This window comes from Stenotrophomonas sp. 14P6.2.3, from assembly GCF_057799055.1.
The window spans coordinates 1-25489 of the sequence record NZ_JBYOLA010000005.1 but is presented as its reverse complement, the minus strand read 5'-3'; the positions used below and the strand labels follow the sequence as shown (position 1 = coordinate 25489).

23 protein-coding genes and 2 tRNA genes are annotated in these 25489 nt (G+C 66.7%); 21 read left to right on the top strand and 4 right to left on the bottom strand.

From position 1 onward, the window contains the following. Window positions 1-35: 35 nt before the first annotated feature. Window positions 36-842: an amidohydrolase gene (locus tag AC27VL_RS06095; protein WP_100553018.1), complete on the bottom strand. Its 807-nt coding sequence runs from the start codon at window positions 840-842 to the stop codon at window positions 36-38. A 14-nt stretch (window positions 843-856) separates the two neighbouring features. Continuing rightward, window positions 857-2005 (bottom strand): pyridoxal phosphate-dependent aminotransferase, encoded by a 1149-nt coding sequence (locus AC27VL_RS06090; RefSeq protein ID WP_265952928.1) that lies wholly within the window; start codon window positions 2003-2005, stop codon window positions 857-859. Here AC27VL_RS06090 and ccmA point away from each other — a divergent pair. The 11 genes from ccmA to AC27VL_RS06035 all read left to right on the top strand — a co-directional run bounded on the left by ccmA (window position 1959) and on the right by AC27VL_RS06035 (window position 10601). Further along, complete coding sequence (gene ccmA, locus AC27VL_RS06085; protein ID WP_425507003.1) at window positions 1959-2843, top strand: heme ABC exporter ATP-binding protein CcmA; 885 nt, start codon at window positions 1959-1961, stop codon at window positions 2841-2843. The genes AC27VL_RS06090 and ccmA overlap by 47 nt on opposite strands. Further along, window positions 2840-3535 carry a heme exporter protein CcmB gene (ccmB, locus tag AC27VL_RS06080; protein WP_100553021.1) on the top strand — a complete coding sequence of 232 codons (696 nt, stop codon included), beginning with the start codon at window positions 2840-2842 and terminating at the stop codon, window positions 3533-3535. The genes ccmA and ccmB overlap by 4 nt, the downstream gene beginning before the upstream one ends. Window positions 3536-3578: 43 nt before the next feature. Next, the gene (gene ccmC, locus AC27VL_RS06075; protein ID WP_100460624.1) at window positions 3579-4352 is read left to right on the top strand and encodes a heme ABC transporter permease CcmC; all 774 of its coding nucleotides are present in this window, start codon (window positions 3579-3581) and stop codon (window positions 4350-4352) included. Further along, entirely contained in the window at window positions 4349-4540 is a 192-nt protein-coding gene (gene ccmD / locus AC27VL_RS06070) for a heme exporter protein CcmD (RefSeq protein WP_100553022.1), read from the top strand. Before ccmC ends, ccmD begins: the two co-directional genes overlap by 4 nt. Beyond that, entirely contained in the window at window positions 4537-4998 is a 462-nt protein-coding gene (ccmE, locus tag AC27VL_RS06065) for a cytochrome c maturation protein CcmE (RefSeq protein ID WP_191077877.1), read from the top strand. Before ccmD ends, ccmE begins: the two co-directional genes overlap by 4 nt. Beyond that, window positions 4999-6918: a heme lyase CcmF/NrfE family subunit gene (locus tag AC27VL_RS06060; protein WP_100553024.1), complete on the top strand. Its 1920-nt coding sequence runs from the start codon at window positions 4999-5001 to the stop codon at window positions 6916-6918. 9 nt (window positions 6919-6927) lie between these two features. Continuing rightward, window positions 6928-7545, top strand: a complete 618-nt coding sequence (locus AC27VL_RS06055) for a DsbE family thiol:disulfide interchange protein (protein ID WP_025876469.1) — start codon at window positions 6928-6930, stop codon at window positions 7543-7545. Window positions 7546-7549: 4 nt separating this feature from the next. Continuing rightward, on the top strand, window positions 7550-8008 hold the full coding sequence (locus tag AC27VL_RS06050) for a cytochrome c-type biogenesis protein (RefSeq protein ID WP_100554154.1): 459 nt from the start codon (window positions 7550-7552) through the stop codon (window positions 8006-8008). Further along, window positions 8002-8991 (top strand): tetratricopeptide repeat protein, encoded by a 990-nt coding sequence (locus AC27VL_RS06045; protein ID WP_488765899.1) that lies wholly within the window; start codon window positions 8002-8004, stop codon window positions 8989-8991. Before AC27VL_RS06050 ends, AC27VL_RS06045 begins: the two co-directional genes overlap by 7 nt. A 153-nt stretch (window positions 8992-9144) precedes the next feature. After that, on the top strand, window positions 9145-10257 hold the full coding sequence (gene metX, locus AC27VL_RS06040) for a homoserine O-acetyltransferase MetX (RefSeq protein WP_488765834.1): 1113 nt from the start codon (window positions 9145-9147) through the stop codon (window positions 10255-10257). Then, window positions 10257-10601 (top strand): DUF1294 domain-containing protein, encoded by a 345-nt coding sequence (locus AC27VL_RS06035; RefSeq protein WP_488765833.1) that lies wholly within the window; start codon window positions 10257-10259, stop codon window positions 10599-10601. The genes metX and AC27VL_RS06035 overlap by 1 nt, the downstream gene beginning before the upstream one ends. A 50-nt stretch (window positions 10602-10651) precedes the next feature. On the opposite strand, the gene cydC is transcribed toward AC27VL_RS06035, so the two are convergent. After that, a complete protein-coding gene (cydC, locus tag AC27VL_RS06030) occupies window positions 10652-12331 on the bottom strand; it encodes a thiol reductant ABC exporter subunit CydC (protein WP_488765832.1) in 1680 nt (559 codons plus the stop codon). Then, window positions 12328-14073 (bottom strand): thiol reductant ABC exporter subunit CydD, encoded by a 1746-nt coding sequence (gene cydD, locus AC27VL_RS06025; RefSeq protein ID WP_488765831.1) that lies wholly within the window; start codon window positions 14071-14073, stop codon window positions 12328-12330. The genes cydC and cydD overlap by 4 nt, the downstream gene beginning before the upstream one ends. 228 nt (window positions 14074-14301) lie before the next feature. Between cydD and AC27VL_RS06020 the strand changes: the two genes are divergently transcribed. From AC27VL_RS06020 to pgaD, 10 genes are all read left to right on the top strand, one after another. Next, window positions 14302-15885 (top strand): cytochrome ubiquinol oxidase subunit I, encoded by a 1584-nt coding sequence (locus AC27VL_RS06020; protein ID WP_099821188.1) that lies wholly within the window; start codon window positions 14302-14304, stop codon window positions 15883-15885. 15 nt (window positions 15886-15900) lie between these two features. Next, complete coding sequence (gene cydB / locus AC27VL_RS06015; RefSeq protein ID WP_088101726.1) at window positions 15901-17055, top strand: cytochrome d ubiquinol oxidase subunit II; 1155 nt, start codon at window positions 15901-15903, stop codon at window positions 17053-17055. Between the two features lie 54 nt (window positions 17056-17109). Then, window positions 17110-17223 carry a cytochrome bd-I oxidase subunit CydX gene (gene cydX / locus AC27VL_RS06010; protein ID WP_025876452.1) on the top strand — a complete coding sequence of 38 codons (114 nt, stop codon included), beginning with the start codon at window positions 17110-17112 and terminating at the stop codon, window positions 17221-17223. Window positions 17224-17279: 56 nt separating this feature from the next. After that, window positions 17280-17356, top strand: a tRNA-Pro gene (locus AC27VL_RS06005). Between the two features lie 138 nt (window positions 17357-17494). After that, window positions 17495-17571: transfer RNA gene (locus tag AC27VL_RS06000), tRNA-Pro, on the top strand. Between the two features lie 239 nt (window positions 17572-17810). Beyond that, window positions 17811-19016 (top strand): CynX/NimT family MFS transporter, encoded by a 1206-nt coding sequence (locus AC27VL_RS05995; protein WP_100553029.1) that lies wholly within the window; start codon window positions 17811-17813, stop codon window positions 19014-19016. A 374-nt stretch (window positions 19017-19390) separates the two neighbouring features. Further along, a complete protein-coding gene (gene pgaA / locus AC27VL_RS05990) occupies window positions 19391-21430 on the top strand; it encodes a poly-beta-1,6 N-acetyl-D-glucosamine export porin PgaA (protein ID WP_488765830.1) in 2040 nt (679 codons plus the stop codon). A gap of 1 nt (window position 21431) precedes the next feature. Next, complete coding sequence (gene pgaB / locus AC27VL_RS05985) at window positions 21432-23339, top strand: poly-beta-1,6-N-acetyl-D-glucosamine N-deacetylase PgaB (RefSeq protein ID WP_100553031.1); 1908 nt, start codon at window positions 21432-21434, stop codon at window positions 23337-23339. A 7-nt stretch (window positions 23340-23346) separates the two neighbouring features. After that, window positions 23347-24594: a poly-beta-1,6-N-acetyl-D-glucosamine synthase gene (gene pgaC, locus AC27VL_RS05980; protein ID WP_218946688.1), complete on the top strand. Its 1248-nt coding sequence runs from the start codon at window positions 23347-23349 to the stop codon at window positions 24592-24594. Then, on the top strand, window positions 24591-25082 hold the full coding sequence (pgaD, locus tag AC27VL_RS05975; RefSeq protein ID WP_488765829.1) for a poly-beta-1,6-N-acetyl-D-glucosamine biosynthesis protein PgaD: 492 nt from the start codon (window positions 24591-24593) through the stop codon (window positions 25080-25082). Before pgaC ends, pgaD begins: the two co-directional genes overlap by 4 nt. The last annotated feature ends 407 nt before the right edge of the window (window positions 25083-25489 follow it).

Below are 25489 nucleotides of genomic sequence, written 5' to 3'. Positions count from 1 at the left end.
GCGCGCGGTGAGGCAGGAGGCGTTCAGCCGCCGTATCAGGCCTGCACATCCAGATGGAAGGCGTCGGCATCGAGCATCGCCGGGAAGCGTGCACGGTGCGAGGCCAGCGCTTCGGCCGAGATGGTGGTGGTCACCACCTGCTCGCGCTCGCGGATCTCCACCTGCGGCTGGCCGAGGAAGTCGATGACCGCACTATCGCCGGCGTAATGCAGCTGGTTGCCGTCCACGCCTACGCGGTTGACCGCAGCGACGAAGCACAGGTTCTCGATCGCCCGCGCGCGCAGCAGGGTCTTCCACGCATAAGCGCGAGCCGACGGCCAGTTGGCGACGAAGATCTGCAGGTCGAAGTCCAGCTGTTCAACACGCTCGACGTTGTAGCGGTTGCGGCAGAACACCGGGAAACGCAGGTCGTAGCAGACCTGCGGATTGATCCGCCAGCCCTTCCATTCCACGCACAGGCGGTCGCGGCCGGCGGCATAGCGCTCGTGCTCGCCACCGTAACGGAACAGATGGCGCTTGTCGTAGTACTGCAGGCCACCGTCGGGGGTGGCGAACAGCAGGCGGTTGTAGACACCCTCGCCATCGCGCAGCTGCACGCTGCCGATCACCGCCGCGTTCAAGGCCTTGGCCTGTTCGCGCACCCAGGCCACGGTCGGGCCGTCCATGCCTTCGGCCTGGGCGATGGCCTCGTTGGAAAAGCCACTGGTGAAGGTCTCCGGCAGGATGACCAGATCGGTGGTCCCCGCCAGCGGCGCCAGCAGCGCACCGTAGTAGGCGCGGTTACCGGCCGGGTCGTGCCAGCGCGTGTCGCCCTGAACGAGGGAAATGCGCAGATCCTGCATGTCGTCTACTCCGCTCACAGCAGGCGCAGGCGTTCGATCGCCGCGTCCAGGGTGGCCTCGTTCTTGGCGAAGCACAGGCGTACCAGGCGCTGGCCGACCGGCGCGGTTTCGTAGAACGGCGACAGCGGGATGGCGGTGACGCCCTTCTCGATGGTCAGCCACTTCACGAACTCGTGGTCCGGCAGGTCACTGATCGCCGAATAATCGACCAGCTGGAAGTAGCCGCCCGGCACCGGCAGCGCCTTCAGGCGGGTACCGGCCAGCTGCTCGCGGAAGCGGTCGCGCTTGGCTTCATAGAACGCGCCCAGTTCCAGATGATGCTGCGGCTCGTCGCGGATCATTGCGGCAAAGCCGTACTGCGCCGGGCCGAAACTGGTGAAGGTGTTGTACTGGTGCACCTTGCGGAATTCGGCGGTCATCGCCGGCGGCGCCACCGCGTAGCCGATCTTCCAGCCGGTGCAGTGGTAGGTCTTGCCGAAGCTGGAGATGACGAAGGTGCGCTCGCGCAGCTCAGGGTAGCGCAGTGCCGATTCATGACGGCGGCCGTCGTAGATGATGTGCTCGTACACCTCATCGGAGATCAGGTAGATCTGCGTGCCGCGCAGCACATCGGCCAGCGCCTGCATGTCCGCTTCGTCCAGCATCGCGCCGGACGGGTTGTGCGGGGTGTTGACCATCAGCAGGCGGGTGCGCGGGGTGATCGCCGCACGCACGCGGTCCCAGTCCACCGCGAAGGTCTGCGGGTCCAGCGGCACATGCACCGCCGTAGCACCGGCCAGCTCGATCGCCGGTTCGTAGCAGTCGTAGGCCGGGTCGAGCACGATCACTTCCTCACCGGCACGCACCACGGCGTGGATGGCGTTGAAGATCGCCTCGGTGGCGCCGCTGGTGACGGTGATCTCGGTGTCCGGATCGATCTGCGCGCCGTACAGGTCCAGCGACTTCTGTGCGATGGCCTGGCGCAGCGGCGCCACGCCGGTCATCGGCGGGTACTGGTTCAGGCCGGCGGCCATCGCTTTGCTGGTTTCGTCGATCAGCCGCTGCGGCGCGGAGAAATCCGGGAACCCCTGGCCGAGGTTGACCGCGCCATGTTCGGCGGCGAGCTGGGACATCACGGTGAAGATCGTGGTACCGACCTTGGGCAGCTTGGTGTTCGGTTGCATCGGCCTGGGCTGTGGGGAAACAAGGGCTGGAAGTGTACGAAATCCCGACCCGGCCTGCGGCGCCGACGGTAGCGCCGGGTCATACCCGGCGGCTCTTTGCACATGCCACACCGGCGCCTGGCAAAGCTGCCGGCCAGCGGCCGGCACTACCCGATGCGGTTTCACCGCTACAATTGCCGCCGCACTCCTGCATGAAGACCCCTGCGCCTTGAACACCCCTGCATTGCTGGCTGCCAGCGGCCTGAGCTTCTCCCGCAATGACGAGCCGGTGTTCGGCCCGCTGGACTTCCACGTGGATGCCGGCGAAGCGCTGCTGGTGCAGGGCGGCAACGGTGCCGGCAAGACCACCCTGCTGCGCGTGCTGTCGGGCCTGGCGCGCCCGGGCGCGGGCCAGGTGTTGATCGACGGCAAGCCGGCCAGCAACGCCGAGCGTGCGCGCTATGTCGCCTACCTCAGCCACCTGCCGGCGCTGAAGCCGGACCTGGACACGCTGGAGAACCTGCATTTCCTGTGTGGCCTGCACGGCCGCCGCGCACGGCAGATGCCGGGCAATGCGCTGGCCATCGTTGGTCTGGCCGGCTACGAGGACACCCTGGTGCGGCACCTGTCGGCCGGACAGAAACGGCGCCTGGCACTGGCCCGCATCTGGCTGTCGCCAGCACCGCTGTGGCTGCTCGACGAACCCTATGCCAACCTCGACCTGGAAGGCATCAACCTGGTCAACCGGATGATTTCCGCACACCTGCGCAGCGGCGGCGCCGCCCTGGTCACTACCCATGGCGCCTATGCCGCCCCGCCGGTACGCACCCGCCAGCTCGATCTCGGCGGTGCCGCATGATCGCGCCGGGCACTGAACCGGGCCTGTGGCAGACCGCCCGCGCCTTGGTTGCGCGCGACCTGCGTCTGCTCTGGCGCCGTCGCGGCGATGCACTGCAGCCGCTGCTGTTCGCCCTGCTGGTGGTGGTGCTGTTCGCCCTCGCCCAGGGCCGGGATCCGCAGCCGCTGGCTGCCACCGCCGGTGCGGTGCTGTGGTTGGCGGTGCTGCTGGCCGGGCAGCTGGCGCTGGATTCGCTGTTCCGCTCCGATGCCGAAGACGGTTCGCTCGAACAATGGCTGCTGGCGCCGGTGCCACTGGCGTGGCTGGTGCTGGTACGCGTGCTGCTGCATTGGGCGACCACCGCCCTGCCGTTGATCCTGCTGAGCCCGCTGCTGGCGGAAATGCTGCATCTGCCGCATGACCAGCTGCCGATGTTGCTGGCATCGTTGCTGTTGGGAACACCGTTGTTGAGCCTGATCGGTGGCGTGGTCGCTGCACTGACCGTGGGCATCCGGCGCTCTGGTATTCTCGTGGCGTTGCTGTCGTTGCCGTTGTATGTACCGGTGCTTGTCTTCGGTGCCGGCAGCCTGGCGGCAGCCAGCCGCGGACAGGATCCGGTCGGTGCGCTGCTGATGCTGGGCGCTGGACTGGTGATCGCCCTGGTGCTGGCACCGCTGGCGACCGCTGCTGCGATTCGTATTTCTCTGAGTTGACCGAGCTGAGAGCCAATCCACCCCTGCTGGATAGCCGCCACGCATGAATCCGATTGTCCGCTGGTTCCATCAACTCGGCTCGCCTCCCACGTTCGATCGTTTCGCTGCCCGCTGGTCGCGACTGTTCTACATCGCCGCGGTACCGGTGCTGCTGGTCGGCATGTGGCAGGCGCTGCTGGTGGTGCCGCCGGAAGCCCGCCAGCTGGACAGCTTCCGCATCCTCTACATCCACGTGCCCAGCGCCTGGATGAGCCTGTTCGTGTTCGCGCTGATGGCGCTGTATGCCGCCATCGCACTGATCTGGCGGATCAAGATCTGCGAGATCCTGGCCATGGCGTGCGCGCCGATGGGCGCCGGTTTCACCCTGATCACCCTGGTAACCGGCAGCATCTGGGGCAAAGGCACCTGGGGCACGTGGTGGGACTGGGACCCGCGCATGACCAGTGAGCTGGTGCTGCTGTTCCTGTACCTGGGCGTGATCGGGCTTTACCACGCCATCGAAGACCGCCGCAGTGCCGCGCGTGCCGCCGGCCTGCTGGCCATCGTCGGCGTCAGCCTGTTGCCAGTGATCCGTTACTCGGTGGACTGGTGGGGTGGCCTGCACCAGCGCCAGTCGATCAGCGTGTTCGGTGAATCGGCCATCCGTACCGAGCTGATTGCTCCGCTGTGGTGGATGGTGATCGCCACCAAACTCTGGTTCTGTGGTTCGCTGCTGGCCAAGGCACGCGCCGACAACCTGTACCGCGAAGCCGGCAAGGCCTGGGTTGGCGACCGCGTCGATGCCCGGGCAACCGAGGTGGAGGAATCGCGGCCATGACTCACCTGCCCTTCGTGATCGGCGCCTACGCCGTGTTCGTGCTGGTGCTCGGCGCCGATGCCCTTGGGTCGTGGCTGCGCCTGCGCGCGGCACGCCGCCAGGCGCAGTCGCGCCAGCAGCGGCAGCAGGCCCGTCAGGCCGCACAGCAGGTCGCCGCGCCTGCGCTGTCGGCGGAGCTGGAGCGATGACGCCGATCCAACGCCGCCGTCTGGTCTGGGTGCTGCTGGCCCTGCTCGCCTCAGGGCTGGCCACCGCGCTGGTGGCGATGGCGCTGGAACGCAACATCGCCTACCTGTACACACCCTCGGAAGTACTGCGCGGCGATGTCGATGCACAGACCCGGTTCCGCCTCGGCGGCATGGTGGTGAAGGGTTCCTTCAACCGCCCGCTCGGCTCGTTGGAAGCGCACTTCAAGGTCACCGACGGCGATGCGCAGTTGCCGGTATCCACCTCGCGGATCCTGCCGGACATGTTCGCCGAAGGCACTGCCGTGGTCGCAAGTGGTCGCCTGCAGGACGGTACGTTCGTCGCCGACGAGGTACTGGCCAAGCACGATGAAAAGTACGTGCCCAAGGAAGTGGCCGACAAGATGGGCCAGGCCCATCGCAAGCATGATGTGCCGGTCACGGCGCCCGAGGTGCGCTGAGTGCTTCCCGAATTCGGTCAGATCCTCCTGCTCTGCGCGTTGCTGGCCTCGCTGCTGCAGGCAGTGCTGCCGCTGGTCGGTGCGCAGCGCGGCAACGACGCATGGATGTCCATTGCCCGCCCGGCAGCCTTTGCCCAGCTGGTGCTGCTGGCCGGCGCATTCGCCGTACTGACGGCGGCCTTCGTGCAGCAGGACTTCTCGGTGCGCTACGTCGCCGAAAACTCCAATTCACTGCTGCCGCTGATCTACCGCTATTCGGCGGTGTGGGGGGCGCACGAAGGCTCGCTGCTGATGTGGGCGCTGGTGCTGGCGCTGTGGACCGGCGCGCTGGCGCTGTTCTCGCGGCATCTGCCGGCACCGGTGCAGGCGCGCGTGCTGGCGGTGATGGGCGTGGTCAGTGTCGGCTTCCTCGCCTTCCTGATCTTCACCTCCAATCCATTCCTGCGCTTGAACCCGGTGCCACTGGAAGGCCGTGACCTCAACCCGCTGCTGCAGGACCCGGGGCTGATCATCCATCCGCCGATGCTGTACCTGGGCTACGTCGGCTTTGCGGTGCCCTTCGCCTTCGCCGTGGCGGCGTTGCTGGAAGGCCGCGTCGACGCACGCTGGCAACGCTGGACGCGACCCTGGACCAACGTGGCCTGGGGCTTCCTGACGCTGGGCATCGCACTGGGCAGCTGGTGGGCGTACTACGAGCTGGGCTGGGGCGGCTGGTGGTTCTGGGATCCGGTCGAGAACGCCAGCTTCATGCCATGGCTGGTTGGCGCGGCGCTGATCCATTCGCAGGCGGTGACCGAAAAGCGCGGCACCTTCGGCAGCTGGACGCTGCTGCTGGCCATCGCGGCGTTCGCGCTGTCGCTGCTGGGCACCTTCCTGGTCCGCTCCGGCGTGCTGACCAGCGTGCATTCGTTCGCCGCCGATCCCTCGCGTGGGCTGTTCATCCTGATCTTCCTGTCGGTGCTGGTGGGTGGCAGCCTGCTGCTGTATGCGCTGCGTGCGCCACGGCTGGCCGTGGATGCTGGCGATCCGCGCCGCGGCTTCACCGCGACCTCGCGCGAAACCCTGCTGCTGGCCAACAACCTGCTGCTGGCCAGCGCCTGCGCGATGGTCCTGCTCGGCACGCTCTACCCGCTGCTGGCCGATGCGCTGTCGCTGGGCAAGATTTCGGTGGGTCCACCGTACTTCGGCAGCCTGTTCCTGCTGTTGATGGCACCGATGGTGATGCTGCTGCCGTTCGGTCCGCTGGTGAAGTGGCAGCGCGACCAACCCTCGCGCGCACTGGCATTGCTGCTGCCATGGGCGGGCCTGGCCGTGCTGCTCGGCGCCTGGGCCTGGTGGCAGGCGCCGCAGAATGGCTGGAAAGCCGGCATCGGCGTCGCGGCCGCAGCCTGGGTCGGCCTGGGCACCGCCCGTTTCGTCTGGCAGCGCCTGCGTGGCAATGGCCGCTTCACTGCCGAGATGCTTGGCATGATCGTCGCCCATGCCGGTGTCGCGGTGTTCCTGGCCGGCGCGCTGCTGGTGGAAGCACTGAACGTGCAGCGCGAAGTGGCGCTGTCACCCGGCCAGCAGGTGGTGGTCGCCGGCCACGAGGTGCGCTTCGAGGGCGTGGACCACCGCGAAGGCCCCAATTTCATCGCTGATCGCGGCCATCTGCGGGTGCTGCGCGATGGTCGCGAACTGGCCCTGCTGCATCCGGAGAAGCGCCAGTACGCCAGCGGCGGTCAGGTGATGACCGAAGCCGGCATCGATGCACGCCTCAGCGGTGATGTCTACGTGGCATTGGGCGAGCCGCTGGGCAACAATGCGTGGGCGGTACGGGTGCACATCAAGCCCTTCGTGCGCTGGATCTGGCTGGGCGCGCTGTTGATGGCCCTGGGCGGATTCATCGCCGCCGCCGATCGCCGCTTTCGTCGTCCGTAGGAGTTCCCCATGTCCGAGTCACCCGCCCCACGCCCTTCCCGCCCGCTGCCGCCGGTAGCCATCGTGATTGGCGTCCTGTTCTTCTTCGGCCTGCTTGGCCTGATGATCTACGGGGTGATGAAATCGGGCGATCCGCAGCGCGATGTGCTGCCTTCGGCACTGATCGACAAGCCGGCGCCGGCGTTCGCGCTGCCGGTGCTGCATGACCCGCAGATGATCGTGCGCAGCGAGGAACTGCGTGGCGCGCCCTACCTGCTCAACGTCTGGGGCAGCTGGTGTGCGGCCTGCCGGGAAGAACATCCGGTGCTGACCCGCTTCGCCGAGAGCAAGCGCGTACGCGTGATCGGCTACAACTGGAAGGATGAACCCACCGACGCGCTGCACTGGCTGGAACAGCTGGGCAACCCGTTCATGGTCGTGCTGAGCGACATCGAAGGCCGCACCGCCATCGACTGGGGCGTGACGGCCGCACCCGAAACCTTCCTGGTCGATGGCAGTGGCATCGTGCGCTGGAAGTACAGCGGTGCGATGACCCAGCAGGTAGTCGACGAAAAATTGATTCCGGCGCTGGAGAAGCTTGAAAAGGCCCAAGGCGATGCCGGCAACACCCTGCACGCCTCGCCGTAAGCACATGCGCTGGCTGCTGCCGCTGCTGCTGGCGATGACCCTGGCGCTGCCGAACGCCGGCCTCGCCCAACAACCGGTGCATGATGCGCGGCCGCTGGTGTTCCGCGATGCGGCCGAGGAAGCGCGCTTCCACGACCTGGCCGCGCAGCTGCGCTGCGTGCAGTGCCAGAACCAGTCATTGGCCGATTCCAATGCGCAGATCGCCCAGGACCTGCGCCGTGAAGTGCTGCAGTTGATGCAGCAGGGCCTCGACGATGCGGCCATCAAGCAGTTCCTGGTCGCCCGCTACGGCGAGTTCGTGCTGTATCAACCGCCGCTGCAACCCGGCACCTGGCTGTTGTGGGGCGGTCCGCTGCTGGTACTGGGTGGCGGCGCGCTGGTGGTGATGGGCATCGTCCGTCGTCGCAGCCGGCAGATGGATGCATCCGCTGCGGTGAACCCAACCGAGGGAGAGGACTGGTGACGCACTGGTTGCCGATGGTCGCCGCAGTGGCCGCTGCGCTGTTGGCGGCAGTAGTGCTCTGGCCGCTGCGCCAGCAAGGCCGCCGCAGCTTCGTGCTGGGGGTGGTGGCGCTCGGTGTAGCCGGCGCCTGCCTGTACCTGCTGGTCGGCAATCCACGCGCTGCACAGGTGCAACCCGCGCCTTCGGTGGCCACCCTGCGCGACGGCGTAGAGGCACTGCAGCAGGCGTTGCAGCGTGATCCGCAACGCGCCGATGGCTGGGCACTGCTGGGCCGTTCGCAGGCCGAACTCGGCAATGCCGCCGCTGCAGCCGATGCCTTCAACCGCGCCGCAGCACTGGCACCGGACGAACCGGGCGTGCTGGTCGAGGCCGCGCAGGCACGCGCGCAGGCCGATCCGGGCAAGCAGTTCGATGACACCGCGCTGGCATGGCTGCAGCGTGCGCATACCTTGTCGCCCGATGCCGAGCGCGCCAGCTGGTTGCTCGGCATCGCGCTGCGTCAGCGTGGCCGCAACGCCGAGGCTGCCGATCTCTGGAGCACCCTCTTGCCTCGCCTGGAGCCGGGTGCGGCGCAGGCGCTGCAGGCGCAGATCTCCATCGCCCGGGAGGCGGCCGGCCAGCCGTCGGACACACCGGCAGCGGCACCGCCGCTGCTGCAGGTGCGGGTGCACCTGCCCGCATCGCTGAAAACGGGTGACTGGCCGGCCAGCACCCAGGTGTTCGTGCTGGCGCGCGCAGTGGGTGGCCCGCCGATGCCGGTGGCTGCACGCAAACTGCCACTGGCCAACTTCCCTGCAACGGTCGGCCTCGGCGACGGCGACAGCCCGATGCCGACTGCACCCTTGTCGGCGCATCGCGAAGTGGAAGTACTGGCGCGCATTTCGCGCAGCGGCAGCGCCAACCGCACTGAAGACGACCTGCAGACCGCGCCGGTCAAGGTCAGCCTGCCGCATGACGGCATGGTCGAGCTGCGGTTCCCGTAACGTACCCGCGCCACTGCGCTCGCCGGACATGGCCCGGCGCTACCCACGCGCACCACCGGTAGCGCCGGGCCATGGCCGGCGGATCCACGCTCTGCCCGCCCATGGAAACCAGCGTGTCGCCAGCTGCACATGCCGCCCCGCTAGAATGCCCACATGACCGAATTCATTCCGCCCGGCACCCGCTTCCATGCCCTGCCCTCGCCCTTTCCGTGCAAACGCGGCGGCGCCCTGCACGGTGCGCGCGTGGCCTACGAGACCTGGGGTGCGCTGGACGCAGACGCCGGCAACGCGATCCTGATCGTCACCGGCCTGTCGCCCGACGCACATGCGGCGGCCAACGAAGCCAATCCTGCGCCAGGCTGGTGGGAAGCCATGATCGGCCCCGGCAAACCGATCGATACAGACCGCTGGTTCGTGGTCTGCGTGAACTCGCTGGGCAGCTGTAAGGGCTCCACCGGCCCTGCATCGATCAATCCAGCCAGCGGCGAACTGTATCGCCTGGATTTTCCGGAACTGTCGATCGAAGACGGCGCACGCGCGGCGATCGACGTGGTGCGCGCATTGGGCATCGAACAGCTCGCCTGCGTGATCGGCAATTCAATGGGCGGGATGACGGCGCTGGCGGTGTTGCTGCTGCATCCAGGCATCGCCCGCAGCCATATCAACATTTCCGGCAGCGCACAGGCATTGCCCTTCTCCATCGCCATCCGTTCGCTGCAGCGCGAAGCGATCCGCCTGGATCCGCGCTGGAACGGTGGTCACTACGACAATGAGGCATACCCGGAATCGGGCATGCGCATGGCACGCAAGCTGGGTGTGATCACCTACCGCTCGGCGCTGGAATGGGATGGCCGCTTCGGTCGCGTACGGCTGGATTCAGACCAGGCCGACGACGACCCGTTCGGTCTGGAATTCCAGGTCGAAAGCTATCTGGAAGGACATGCACGCCGGTTCGTGCGCTTCTTCGATCCGAACTGCTATCTGTACTTGAGCCGCTCGATGGACTGGTTCGACCTGGCCGAATATGGCGATGGCGATGTGCTGGCCGGACTGGCCAGCCTCCGCGTCGACAAGGCGCTGGCGATCGGCGCGAACACCGACATCCTGTTCCCGGTACAGCAGCAGCAACAGGTCGCCGATGGCCTGCGCGCTGGCGGCGCGGATGCGCGTTTCATCGGCCTGGAATCACCGCAGGGCCATGACGCGTTCCTGGTCGACTTCGAACGTTTCGGCCCGGCCGTGCGCGGCTTCCTCGACGAACTGTAATGGTGTGGCGGCGCAATCTCGCACTGGCCGCGTGCGGTGCGTTGATCGGCTTGACCGCAACCGGCGTTTTTCCGCTGTGGCTGGGTGCATGGTGCGCGCTGGCCAGCGCGGTGTCGTTCGGCTTGTATGGACACGACAAGCGGGCAGCGCAGCGAAAACAGCAGCGGACGCCGGAACGCACGCTGCAGCTGCTGGCATTTGCTGGCGGCTGGCCTGGTGCCCTGCTCGGCCAGGCGGTGTTCCGCCACAAACATCGCAAGATGCAGTTCCAGTGGGTGTTCTGGCTGTGCGTGCTGGCCAACGCGGCCTCGATCGCGGTGATGCTGCGCGAATTTTCGCGGTAGCCGCCCTGTAGATCCACGCCACGCGTGGATATGCCGACCAGGGTCGGCATCTACCGAAGCGGTTCGCGGACCAACACCCCATCGCGCAACCGGTACTGCACATCCACAACACCTGCGGGCAGGTCATCGTGGGTGATCATCAACAGGCTGCGTCCTTCCAACAGCGCTGGCAGGTCCTGCAGCAGTGCGCGCGCGGTATCCACGTCCAGGCCTTCGGTGGGCTCATCCACCAGCAGGATCGGCGCATTGCGCAGCAGCGCGCGGGCCAGCGCCAGGCGCCGCGCCTGGCCGGCCGACATCGTCGCGCCGTTCTCGCCCACCCAGGCCTGCAGGCCGCCATTGCGCTCGGCCCATTCGCCCAGCCGTACCCGTTGCAGCACCGACCACAACGTTTCGTCGCTGGCCTCGGGATCGCCCAGTCGCAGGTTTTCGGCGACGCTGCCGGCAAATACCGGTGCGTTCTGCGGCAGCCATGCCAGATGCCGGTGCCAGTCGGCCTGGGCGACATCGCGCAGGTCCTGGCCGCCGTAGGTCAGCCGTCCGTGCTGCGGATCCCACAGACGCAACAGCAGGCTCGACAACGTGGTCTTGCCGCTGCCGCTGTCGCCACGGATGGCGATGCGCTCGCCCGGCGCCAGCGTCAGCTGCAGGCCACACAGAACCGGCCGCGCGGCGCCTGGCCACTGGAAGTGGACGTCGTCCCAGTGCACGGTCGCGGCCGGCGCCAGCGGCTGTGGCGCTGCCGGCTCTTCCACCGAAGGCGGTTGCTCGACGATGGACTGCAGACGCGCGGCCGCAATGCGGCCCGATTGCAGCGACTGCCAGGCCAGGCCCATGCCCGCCCACAGCTCGATCATCGCCACCGTCAGGAACACCAGCCCGGCGGCCATTTCCGGTGCGATCCGCTGTTGTTCGGCCGCGTGCAGCGCCAGCGCCAGCATCGCCACCAGCCCCAGCCCGGCCAGCACGCCGTGCAGCGTTGATGCAGCGATCAGGCGCAGGCGTCGACGACGATCGCGCGAGGCCACCTGCTTGGCCGCCACCCGCACCTTCAACTGCCAGGCATTGCCGGCATGCAGCGCGGCCAGATCGGCCGCCCCTTCCAGCCCTTCGAATGCCGCCGTGCGCAACGCCGCTCGATGTGCAGCGCGGTCGGCCTCTTCGCTGTCATGTCCCCTCACGCCCAGCCACGGCACGCCAACACCGATCAGCAGCCCCAGTACCGCCAGCAGCAGCGCCGCCGATGGCAGGATCAACGCCGCCGAGCCCACGCCCACCAGCGTCAACGCAGCCAGCGCCAGTAGCGGGCCGATGGCACGCACCAGCAGGCCATCGATCTCGCCGATGTCGCCCAGCAGCCGCGCCAGCAGATCGCCGGTGCGGGTCGCCCCCAGCCGCGCCGGCGCCAGCGGCAACGCACGGCGGAAGAACCACACGCGAAGATCGCGGGCGATGCGCAGGGTAGCGTCATGCCCCACCAGCTTTTCGAAGTAGCGCGATGCGATGCGCGCCATGGTAAGCCCGCGGATGCCGGCCGACGGAGTGAAGAAATTGAACCCCTGGCCAAGGCCCGCTGCACCGGCCAGCGCTGCAGCGGTCAGGAAGCCGCCGGACAGGCCCAGCAGCGCGGTGCCGGCCAGCATCGTGGTCCACAGCAGCAGCACCGCCAGCAGCAGGCGCGGGCGATGGCGCAGGAACACCGCGCGCAGTGAATCGGAAGAGCGGCTCATGCGCGCACCGCCTGCGCCGGTTCAACCAGGCGTCCTTCTGGCAGCAGCAGGCAGCGGTCGGCCCAGGCAATCACCGCCGGGCTGTGGGTGGCCACCACCACGCTGCGTCCGCGCGCATACGCAGCCAGGCTGCGCAGCAGCGCCGCTTCGGTTTCGGCGTCGAGAAAAGCAGTCGGCTCATCCAGCAGCAGCACCTGCGGATCGCGCAGCAGCAGGCGCGCCAGGCCGATGCGACGTGCTTCGCCACCCGACAGGCCGAAGCCGCGCTCGCCGATCAGCGTATCCAGCCCCTCTGGCAGGCGCTGCGCGAACTGCAGCACCTGTGCGGCTTCGGCAACGGCGCGCAGGCGCGCATCACTGGCACCGGGATCGGCCAGGCGCAGGTTTTCGGCAATGGTGCCGTGGAACAGATAGGGACGCTGACTGGCATAGGCCACCTGCAGTCCCGGCCGCAGCTGCACCCGGCCCGCGCGCGGCGGCAGCCACCCGGCCAGCGCTTCCAGCAACGTGCTCTTGCCGCTGCCACTGGGGCCGACCAGGGCCAGCCGCTGCCCCGGTTCCAGCTGCAGGTCGAGGTTCTGCAGCACGTCGTGGGTAGCGCCCAACGGACGCAGTACCAGACCGTGCGCCTGCAGCGGCGGCAAGGCGGCCTCGGCCGGCTCCGGTGCCAGCGGCACGCCGTCCTCTGCAATCGTGGCCTCGTCTTCCGGCAGCGTCTGCAGCAGGCGCTCCACCTCGGCGGCAGCGGCCAGCGCATTGGCACGGTCGTGATAGTGCGCGGCCAGGCGCCGCAACGGCGCGTAGAACTCCGGTGCCAGCAGCAGGCAGAACAGGCCAGCCCCCAGCGTCGGCACGGTCGCATGCAACGACATCAGGCCCAGATAGCTCAGGCCCAGATACAGCGCGACCATCGCCACACTGACCGACGCAAAGAATTCCAGCACGGTGGACGACAGGAAGGCGATGCGCAGCACCTTCATGGTGCGCACGCGAACGCCCTCGGCCGCAGCCTCGATGCCGGCCAGTTCGGCCTCCCCGCGGCCATACAGGCGCAGCAGGCCCAGGCCCTTGATGCGATCGGCGAAGTGCCCGCTCATCCGCGCCAGTTCGCCCAACTGCGCGCGTCCGGCCGCTTCGGCGCCCCAACCCACCAGCATCATGAAAAACGGCACCAGCGGTGCGGTGAACAGCAGGATCAGTGCAACCACCCAATCGACCCAGGCCACAGCGGCCAGGATCAACAAGGGCACCACCACCACTTCGGTGCGTACCGGCAGAAAACCACTGTAGTAATTCTCGATGGCATCGCCGTGATGCAGCATCAGCTCACCCAGCTCACCGGTGCGGCGCTGCCGCAGCCACAGCGGGCCATGCCCGAGCAGGCGCGCGAAGACACGCTCGCGCAGGGACAGGCGTGCAGCATCGGCAACGTCACCGGCCGCAGCCTGGGTGACACTGCCCAGCAGGGTCCGCACCATCAGGATCACCGCCAGCGCGGCCAGCACCGGCAGGCCCTGGGCCAACGGCGCGCGCTCGACCAGCACCTGCTGCACCAGCCAGGCGATGGCGGCGGCCTGACCGATCAACAGCGCGCCGGACACGCTGATGCACAGCGACGCCAGCCGCTGCCGTCCCTTCGCGGCGCGGGCCAGATCGGCCAGCCACGCGGTGCGGACACGCCGCAAGCGGGTCGATTCGTCATCCCGATCAGGGGCGTCAGCGGTCGGTTCGGCAGCGCTCAAGGCTCTTCACAGGCAGCAGGGGGATGGACGGCATTGTAGGCGCAGGCAACAGCCTTCCCCTGCGGCCGGCGGTCGCAGTCTTCATCGGGTTGGCATACGATCCCCCTGAACACGTGTTCATACATTGATCTGGATCAAGGCTGTTTGAAGTAGTCGGTCACATCATTCACCCCGTAGACCACCCTTCCCGCCACCTGCAACGGCACTATCCAACGAGGTAGCCAGGCCATGATTGATCAGACAGTCGTAGAACTGTCGCGGCTGCAATTCGCTCTGACCGCGATGTACCACTTCCTATTCGTACCGCTCACGCTTGGCCTGTCCTTCATGGTGGCCATCATGGAAAGCGTGTACGTCATGACCCGCAAGCAGGTCTGGCGGCAGATGACCCTGTTCTGGGGCACCCTGTTCGGCATCAACTTCGCCATCGGCGTGGCCACCGGCCTGGTGATGGAGTTCCAGTTCGGCATGAACTGGTCGTACTACAGCCATTACGTGGGTGACATCTTCGGTGCGCCGCTGGCCATCGAAGGCCTGATGGCGTTCTTCCTGGAAGCCACCTTCATCGGCCTGTTCTTCTTCGGCTGGAAGCGCCTGAGCCCGGTCAAGCACCTCACCGTGACCTGGCTGATGGCGCTGGGCACCAACCTGTCGGCGGTGTGGATCCTGATCGCCAACGGCTGGATGCAGAACCCGACCGGTGCGGTGTTCAACCCCGAAACCATGCGCATGGAAGTGGTCGACTTCGCTGCGGTGCTGCTGAACCCGGTTGCGCAGGCCAAGTTCGTGCACACCGTCAGCGCCGGTTACGTGACCGGCGCGATCTTCGTGATGTCGATCAGCGCCCTGTACCTGCTGCGCAACAAGCACAGGGACATGGCCCGCCGTTCGTTCGCGGTGGCCGCAGCCTTCGGCCTGCTGTCCTCGCTGTCGGTGGTGGTGCTGGGTGACGAGAGTGGTTATGCCGCCAGCGAACACCAGAAGATGAAGCTGGCCGCGATCGAAGCGATGTGGGAGACCGAGCGTGCGCCCGCCGACTTCACCGCCTTCGGCATTCCCAACCAGGACACCCACACCAACGATTACGCGATCAAGATCCCATACCTGATGGGCCTGATCGCCACCCGTTCGCTGGACCAGCCGATTCCGGGCATCCTCGAACTGGTCGACCGTGCAGAGCACCGCATCCGTGGTGGCCAGATCGCCTACGGCGCGCTGGAACGGGTGAAGAAGGACAAGAACGACCTCGAAGCCCGGGAAATGTTCGACCGCCATTGGCAGGATCTCGGCCATGGCCTGCTGCTGAAGCGCTACCGCGAAGACATCCTCAACGCGACGCCGGAGGAAATCTCCAAGGCCGCGATGGATACCGTGCCGCGCGTGGCGCCGCTGTTCTGGACCTTCCGCATCATGGCCGGGCTGGGCTTCTACCTGATCGCCTTCTTCGCGCTGGCCTTCTACTACTCGTGCCGCAACAACTTCCAGGACAAGCGCTGGTTCCTGAAGCTGGCCGTGTGGAGCCTGCCAGCGCCGTGGATCGCGATCGAATGCGGCTGGTTCGTGGCCGAGTACGGTCGCCAGCCGTGGGCGGTGGACGGCGTGCTGCCCACCTTCTATGCGGCATCGGGCCTGGCACTGCATGAAATCCTGACCACGCTGGCGGTGTTCACCAGCCTGTACACGGTGCTGCTGATCATCGAAATCAAGCTGATGCTGAAGGCGGTCCGCAAGGGTCCGGACGACATCCTGCCGACGCTGCAGGCCGACATCCGCCCTGTTTCCCCCAATGCCGTTGCCCCCGGCCAGGCCTGAGGCAGGAGAATCCAGATGGAATTCATTGCACTTGATTACACCACGCTCCGCGTGATCTGGTGGCTGCTGCTCGGCATCCTGCTGGTCGGCTGGGCCGTCATGGATGGTTTCGACCTGGGCGTCGGCACCCTGCTGCCATTCGTGGCAAAGACCGATGAAGAACGCCGGCTGGTGATCAACACCGTCGGCCCGGTGTGGGAAGGCAACCAGGTCTGGTTGGTGCTGGGTGGCGGCGCGATCTTCGCCGCATGGCCGCCGCTGTATGCGGTCAGCTTCTCCGGCTTCTACCTGGCGGTGTTTGCGATGCTGTTCGGGCTGATCCTGCGCCCGGTCGGCTTCAAGTACCGCAGCAAGCTGCCGTCCAAGCGCTGGCGCGACAACTGGGACCGCGTGCTGTTCGTTGGTGGCCTGCTGCCGGGCCTGATTGCCGGCGTCGCGGTGGGCAACGTACTGCTGGGTGTGCCGTTCCACTTCGATGACACGCTGCGCGTGACCTACACCGGTTCGTTCTTCGGCCTGCTCACGCCGTTCGCGCTCATCGCCGGCCTGATCAGCGTGGCCATGCTGGTGTCGCACGGTGCGGCCATGCTGGTGCTCAAGACCGACGGCCCGGTGGCCGAACGTGCAGCGCGCTACGGCAGCATCGCCGCCATCATCAGCTTCGTGTTGTTCGCCGCTGCCGGCGCCTGGGTGGCCTTCGGCCTGCCGGGCTACCAGATCACCTCGCAGGTGGTGACCGACGGGCCGACCAATCCGCTGTTGAAGACCGCCGAACTGGGCACCGCCGCAGGTGGCTGGCTGCGCAACTACAGCAGCATGCCGGCAACGCTGGTGTTCCCGGTGCTGGGCCTGTTGGGTGCGCTTGCCAGTGCGGTGCTGCTGCGCGCGCGTCGTGGCGGCCTGGCCTTCATCGCCTCGGGCGCGTCCATTGCCGGCATCATCCTCACCGTCGGTTTTGCGATCTTCCCGTTCCTGCTGCCGTCCTCCAGCCAGCCCACCTCCAGCCTGACCGTCTGGGACAGTTCGTCCAGCCACCTCACGCTGTGGGTCATGCTGCTGGCCACGGCCATCTTCCTGCCGATCATCCTCGCCTACACCACCTGGGTGTACCGCGTGCTGAAGGGCAAGACGACGGTCGAGGACATGGACGACAACCCCAACGCGTACTGATTGCCCGTGTGCCGGCCCAGGGTCGGCACACCCCTCGCACACAGGAGATTGACCATGTGGTATTTCGCTTGGATTCTCGGCGCTGGCCTGGCTTCGGTCGTGGCCATCCTCAACGGGATGTGGTTCGAAGCGCGCGAAAGCGCCCGCGCCGACAAGGAAGTGCGTTGAAACTGTAAAAAAGGGTTGCCGATACGGCCTTCACACCGTATTCTTGGCGGCTCCTTCGGGGTGTAGCTCAGTCTGGTAGAGCGCTACGTTCGGGACGTAGAGGTCGCAGGTTCGAATCCTGTCTCCCCGACCACTTCGGTGGTCGCATTGAAGCCTGGTGAAGTCTTCCAGGCTTTTTTGTTCCCGCAGGAGTCGCTGTCACGGCAGCGAAGCAGAACGGTCTTCCCCCTTGCCGCCATCGGGGGAAATGGCTAGAATAGGCGGCTCCCTTCGGGGTGTAGCTCAGTCTGGTAGAGCGCTACGTTCGGGACGTAGAGGTCGCAGGTTCGAATCCTGTCTCCCCGACCACTTCGGTGGTCACCAAGAAGCCTGGAAGACATCACTGTCCTCCGGGTTTTTTTGTGCCTGCACTCCGGGACACCCGGCTACGCCGTCGTCAGCAACGTGCCGCCCCGCACCGGGGTCGAGGACCTGACGCGGCCGGCCACGTACAATGGCCGCCACTCCCCCACCTGCCACACCGGCTCCGTCCGGTGCGGGCGCTGCACGCCATCTGCGCGGCGTGCGCCACCTGCAAGGAACACCGCATGACGTCCCCCACCTCCCCTTCGCCATCATTGCTGCACGGTCGCCTGCTGGCGTTCGCCGCGATCCTGCTGGCAGCGGTCAACCTGCGTACTGCGGTCACCTCGATCACTCCGCTGCTGGACGTGCTGGGCCAGCAGTTCGGCTTCGGCACCACCATGACCGGTGTGCTGGGCATGCTGCCGACCGCCTCGTTCGCATTGTTCGGCGTCGCCACCCCGGCGCTGGCACGACGCCTGGGCCTTGAGCGCACCACCCTGCTGGCCATGCTGATGGCCGCCACCGGCCTGCTGCTGCGCTCCAGCGCCGGCAATGTCGGCACCCTGCTGCTGGGCTCGGTGATCGCACTGGCCGGCATGGGCATCGGCAACGTGGTGGTGCCGCCGCTGGTGAAGCGCTACTTCGCCAACAAGGTCGGCACCATGAGCACGCTGTACATCAGCGTGCTGCAGCTGGGCACGATGATGCCGGCACTGCTGGCGGTGCCGGTGGCCAACGCCGCAGGCTGGCGGGTGTCGCTGGGCATGTGGGCCCTGCTGGCGCTGGCGGCGACCCTGCCGTGGCTGTTGCTGGCGCGCCGTGCACCGAAACCGGTGCTGGACAGCAACGACCCCACCGTGCAGCCGCACGGCAGGGTCTGGCGCACGTCACTGGGCTGGAGCATGACGCTGATGTTCGGCATGACTTCGCTGATGACCTACTCGATGTTCACCTGGCTGCCGCGCATCGTGGTCGAAGCCGGTGCCACGCCCGCCTTCGGTGGGGTGATGGTGGCGGTGTTTTCGGCATTGGGCCTGCTGCCTTCGCTGGTGATCCCATCGCTGGCGGTCCGCCTGCAGAACCCGTTCCCGCTGGTGCTGATCGGCTTTTCCGCTTTCGTCATCGCCTTCGCTGGCCTGCTGTTCGCGCCGATGAAGGCGCCGTTGCTGTGGGCCTGCCTGCTGGGCGTCGGGCCGTCCACGTTCCCCCTGGCGCTGACCCTGATCAATCTACGTACGCGCACCCCCACCGGCTCGGCCGCCTTGTCCGGCTTCATGCAGGGCGTGGGCTACAGCTTCAGCTGCCTGGGCCCGTTCCTGGTCGGCTGGCTGCATACCGTCAGCGAGGGCTGGACCCTGCCCTTCGCATTCCTGTTCGGCTGCGCGGTGCTGATGCTGTGCGCCTCGTGGGTCGCCTGCAAGCCGCGCAAGCTGGAAGACCTGTGGTGACCGCCCCGGCTGCCTGACGCCCGCCGCCGTGAAGCTGGACCCACACACCCCACTACCGCGACCTACACACCGCCACCGCAGCGGGTGACGTAGCGTGTCCAAAGCTGACCCGGTTCGCGTCCAGAACCGGGCGCGGCTTGGGGTGCCGGACAGCCCGGGGACGTGCCGTGCTGCCGCCCCCCTGGCGCCAGAGAAATCAAAAAATACCTGTTTCAACAATGAGTTGCAGAAGGGTTGGCCGATCCTTCACGGACTTTCCGTCAATCTGGTACGGACCGCAACTGCCTGCATCGGCAAAGCGTCAGCTATAGTTGGCATGTGATGTGCGTCACACTTTAAGCACATCGTTCAGGTATGGATGCTTAGGGGGTCTCATGGTTGTCTACCGTCCGCTGGCGTTCTGCGTCGGCCTGGCCTGCGCCACTCTGGCGTCCTGGGCTGATGCGGCGCCGCCGCCCACCGCGACCACGCGCGCCGAACGGCTCGCCGAAATCGGCCACTACCGTGACCAGGCACGCTGGGTCGATGCCCTGGCGGCAATCGAGCGGGCGCAGCTGCGCGAGCCCAACGACGACCTGCTGTACAAGCTGCAGGTATTGACCCTGGGCGACATCGGCAATGCCCATCGCGCCTGGCGGCTTTACCAGGCACGGCCCAACCTGTTCGACCAGGACCAGAAGACGCGGCTGGAAGCCAACTACGTGGCCAAGCTGGTCAACTGGAGCCTGGCCTACGGGGAAACCGAAGACACCCGGCTGGACGAGGCCGAGGCTTCGCTGGCGGAAATGGAGCAGTACGTCGAGCGCGATGGCACCGCGCAGGCGCAGGCGCCGCTGCGGATCCGCATGGACCGGCTGATCCTGCTCAACCGCCTGGCCCGCCATGCGCAGGTGCGCGACGAGGCCCGGGCGCTGCAGCGCGAGGGCCATGCCCTGCCCGATTACGTGCTGCCAGTGGTCGGCGATTCGCTGATGTCCACCCAGAATCCGGAAGAGGCCATCCCGTTGCTGGAGGCCGCCGCGAAGAACGATCCTTCGCGCTTCCAGTCGCGCTCGGAGCTGGCCTATGCCTACCTGGAGACCGAGCAGGCGGAGAAGGCGGTGGGCTACCTGCAGGCGTGGCAGAAGGATGAACCGGCATGGCGCTGGGGCGGTGGCAAGACACCCTTCCAGAACTGGGCGCGCTACGAAGCCGACCTGAACCTGGCGATGGTGCGGGCCTACAGCGGCGATCTGCCCACGGCCCAGCGCGAGCTGGAAGCGCTGGTCGACGTCGGCCCGGGCAATGGCAGCCTGCAGACCTCGCTGGGCAGCGTCTACCAGATGCGCGGCTGGCCACGGCGCGCTCTGGAACGTCACCAGATGGCCTACACCCTGGACCCGCGTGACATCGCGCCGCGGCTGGGCATGTACGAATCCTACGTGCAACTGCAACGCGACGACCTGGCGCGACCGCTGCATGACGATCTTCTGGCCCGCTATCCAAGCCAGCCGTCGGTGCAGCGCATGGACCGCGACTGGCGCGCCCATCGCGGCTGGCAGCTGTTGGCCAAGGTCGAGGGCGGCCGCAGTTCCGGCGGTGGCGGCACCTCGCCGCTGGGCAACGACGACCTGCACTACGGCATGGAAGTCGCCTCGCCGGTGCTCAACGACCGCTGGCGCCTGTTCGCCTTCGCCGACCGCCGTTCGGTCACCTTCCAGGATCAGGATATCGATCCGCTGTGGATCGGTGCCGGCGTGCGCTACCGCTTCGACCGCGTCGATGCCGAGGCGGCGGTGCTGCGCCCCAACGACAGCATCGGCGACACCGGTTTGCGGGGCGGCTTCGGCTGGCAGTTCAACGACCGCTGGCACGCTGGCGTAACGGCCGCCCGCAATGACCCGGAAGCCTCGATGCAGGCACGCGTGGCCGGCATCACCGCCGACAGCGTCGCCGTTGCCGTGGATTACACGCGCAACGAACGCACGCACTGGAGCATCGGTGGCAGCCAGTTCCGTTACGACGATGGCAACCGCCGCGACACGCTGAACAGCGCGATCGAACAACGGCTGTTGACCCGCCCCCGCCTGTTGATCGATGGCCTGGGCAGTGTCTACACCAGCCGTGGCAGCCGCGACGATGCGCCGTACTTCAACCCCTCGCGGGATCGCTCGGTGGAAGTGGGCCTGCGCATCGACCAGCAGTTGTGGCGCCACTATGAGCGCCACTTCCGCCATCGCCTGACGGTGTCCGTTGGCAACTACTGGCAGGAAGGATTTGGCAGTTCAATCATTCCGACCGTGGCCTATCGCCACGAATGGCAGTTCGATCAGGGGCGGATCCTCGAGTACGGCGTGAGTTGGTCGCGGCCGGTCTACGACGGCCAACGTGAACGACATATCGGCTTCGATGCCGCGCTGCGCTGGGGAGAATGAGATGGAACGGATGCTTCGCAACCTGACGACCGTACTGCTGCTGGCGCTGCTGTTCCTGGCCCTGCCCGCCGCCGCCCAGCGCGCCCGCTCGGCCGCGGAACTGGACGCGGCCGACAACGGCCTGCTGGTCCTCAGCTATCACGACGTACGCGATGATGTGCTGGAGAAGTCCGATGCCGACGCCTACGCGGTCAGCACGCAGAACTTCGCCGCACACCTGGACTGGCTGTCCGCCCATGGCTATCACCCGGTCTCGCTGTCGCAGCTGATCAAGGCCTCGCGCGGAGAAGCAAAGCTGCCACCGCGGCCGGTGCTGCTGACCTTCGACGACGGCCTGCGCAGCGTGTACAGCCGTGTCTATCCACTGCTGCGCGCGTACAACTATCCGGCGCTGGTGGCGGTGATCACCGACTACGTGGACATGGCACCGGGCCGCACCATCGACTACGGCTACCGTCCGTTCGGCCATGACGATTTCCTGACCTGGGACCAGCTGCGCGAGATGCAGGCCAGCGGCCTGATCGAACTGGCCAGCCATACCGACAACCTGCACCACGGCGTGCAGTCCAACCCGCAGGGCAACCAGACCCCGGCGGTGATCACCCGCATCTACGACCCGAAGGCGCAGCGCTATGAAAGCGCGCAGGAGTACGAGAAGCGCCTGCGCGACGATCTCGGCCGCAGCGTGCAGCGCATCGAAAAGGAACTGGGCGTACGTCCGAAAGCGATCGTCTGGCCGTATGCCGCCTACAACCAGTTGAGCAACGACATCGCCGAGCAGCTGGGCATGCCGGTGTCCTTCGACCTGGAAGGACGCAGCACGCCGGTGACCGCCGACCTGCATGGCCTTGCACGCCTGCTGGTGACCAGCAATCCAAACGTCACCTCGCTGGCCTTCGAGCTGCGTCGCAACGTCAACCTGGACGGTACCCGTGCACTGCAGATCGACCTGGATTCGGTCTACGACAGCGACCCTGCCCAGCAGGCGCGCAACCTGGACGCCCTGATCGAGCGCGTGAAGCGGATCGGCCCGACCCATGTCTACCTGCAGGCCTTCGCCGACCCGGACGGCAACAACACCGCCGATGCCCTGTACTTCCCGAACCGGCACCTGCCGATGCGCGCGGACCTGTTCAACCGTGTCGCCTGGCAGCTGAAAACCCGTGCCGGGGTGAAGGTCTACGCGTGGCTGCCGGTGCTGGGCTATGAACTGCCCGATGCCGCGCAGCGTGCGGCGCTGGGCATCCAGAGCCCGGAACGCGATGGCATGTACCGCCTGGATTTCACCGAGCCGCAGGCACGGCAGATCATCAAGGACATCTACGAAGACCTGGCGATCAATTCGTACTTCGAAGGCCTGCTGTTCCATGATGACGGCTACGTACGCGATACCGAGCTGGCGCAGCTGCCACAGGAAGGCAGCGACGGTGGCCGCACCCAGGCGCTGATCGATTTCACCCTGGAACTGCGTGACAGCGCGCAACGCTGGCGCCCCAAGCTGGGCACCGTGCGCAACCTGTACGCGCAGCCGGTGCTGGAACCGCAGAGCGCGGCGTGGTTCGCCCAGCGCCTGGATCTGTTCAACCAGGCCTACGACCGCACCGCGCTGATGGCGATGCCGTGGATGGAAGGCAGCCGCCGTCCCCAGCGCTGGATGGACCGCCTGGTCGTGGCAGTGCGCGAGCACGACCCGGACCTGAAGCACACGATGTTCGAGCTGCAGACCGTGGACTGGCGCACGCAGACGCCGATCAGCGGCGAACAGCTGCGCGCGCAGATCCGCCGCCTGCAGGCGCAGGGCGTGCGTCATTTCGCGTGGTACCCGGACGATTTCATCGCCGACAAGCCGTCGACCCAGGATGCACGCGCGGCGATGTCCGCGCGCAACTTCCCGTATCCGGAGAAGTGACGTGGACATGAACCCGTGGCTCAACGCCATGTTCCAGTTCGCCTTCTTCTACCCCATGGTGATGGCGTTCTTCTGGATGTCCGGTGGCCTGTACTACTTCTTCCGCCGTGAGCGGAAGTCGCGGCCGCGCAACGACCCACCGCCCATGGCGGAGTATCCGTTCGCCAGCCTGCTGATTCCGTGCCACAACGAATCAGCGAACCTGGACGACACCCTCGGCGCAGCCCTGGCCCAGCGCTATCCGGACTTCGAAGTGATCGCCATCAACGATGGCAGCAGCGACGACACCGGCGCCCGCCTGGATGCGCTTGCGGCCCTGCACCCACGCCTGCGTGTGGTCCATCTGGACCGCAATCTTGGCAAGGCCAACGCGCTGCGCATGGGCGCCCTGGCTGCGCGTTCGGAGTATCTGGTGTGCATCGATGGCGATGCCATGCTGGAAGAGTTCGCGATGCACTGGATGGTCTGGCACCTGACCAGCGGTCCGCGCGTGGGCGCGGTGACCGGCAACCCGCGCATCCGCAACCGCTCCACCCTGCTCGGCCGCCTGCAGGTGGCGGAGTTCTCCTCGATCATCGGCATGATCAAGCGCGCCCAGCGTGTCTACGGCCGCATCTTCACGGTGTCCGGGGTCATCGCCGCGTTCCGTCGTACGGCCCTGCACCGCATCGGCTACTGGGCCGATGACATGGTCACCGAGGACATCGACATCAGCTGGCGCCTGCAGCTGGATCATTGGGACATCCGTTACGAGCCCAATGCGTTGTGCTTCATCCTGATGCCGGAAACACTGAAGGGACTGTGGCGGCAGCGCCTGCGCTGGGCACAGGGCGGCGTGGAAGTGCTGCTGCGCCATGGCTCCTCGTTGTTCAGCTGGCGCAAGCGGCGCATGTGGGGCGTGCTGCTGGAATACATCCTCAGCGTGCTGTGGGCCTACACCATGCTCGCGATCATCCTGCTGTGGGCACTGGGCAAGTTCATCCCGGTGCCGCCGCAGTTGTACATCGACACGTTGCTGCCGCAATGGCATGGCGTGATCCTGGCGTTGGTCTGCCTGCTGCAGTTCGCCAGCAGCCTGATCATCGACAGGCGTTACGAAACGCATATCGGCCGCAACTATTTCTGGGTCATCTGGTACCCGATGGCGTACTGGTTGATCAGCCTGTTCACCACGCTGGTGGCGCTGCCCAAGACCCTGCTCAGGCGGCGTGGCAAGCGTGCAACCTGGGTCAGCCCAGACAGGGGTATCCGATGAACGCACACCGCCAGACCGCCACGAGGAAGCCGTCCAACCGCTTCGACTCGCGCCTGATCCAGAAGCCGCGCCAGCAGCCCCGCCTGCAGCGCACCGCCTGGGGGTTTGTGACCCTGGCGTTCTGGGGGTTCTACTTCTATCTATGGGCGCCGCTGGTCACCCTGGTGTCCTGGATGCTGGGTGGGCAGCAGGCGTGGCTGCAGCTGTACGAGCGCAAGCAGCACCTGGATCCGTTCGTGATCATCGCCCTGCCGGTGATCCTGGCCGGCTGCGCGCTGCTGCTGATCGCCTGGGCCGAATACAACCGCTACCGTTTCGCCGGCAGGGAACGGCGCAACCCACGCGAGGACGCCAGCCGTTCGGAGATCGCCCGTTCGCTTGGTGCCAGTGATCAGCTCGCCGAACAGATGTTCAATGCGAAGGCCATCACCCTGCACATGGATGAGCATGCGCGGCCGCTGGGCATGACTGCGCAGCTGTTGCGGTGACGGGGTTCGGCCGGGCTGCGCCCGGCACCTGCAGAGGCAACGGCCGAAGCAACAGCAACAGCTGGCATTCCGTGGGATGGCGGGGCGGTGTCGGATTGCGGGGACGCCGCAAGTACGTCCCTGTAGGCTTGGCCGCGGCATCCATGCCGCGGACACCCCGCAATCCGACACCGCCCCACCTCTGACAGATTTCCGCAATCTGGTAGATCCACGCCATGCGTGGATGAATCTCCATCGGAATCGAATATTTCGAATTCGGAATGAAAAGCATCCACGCATGGCGTGGATCCAGGTGTCGACCCAGATCGACACCCACCAAGAGCAGCACAGAATGCCGTTCCGACAGCTCGCGGAAATCTGTCGAAGGCGGGGTGGGTCCGGTTGCGGGGGTGTAAGCGCCATGGATG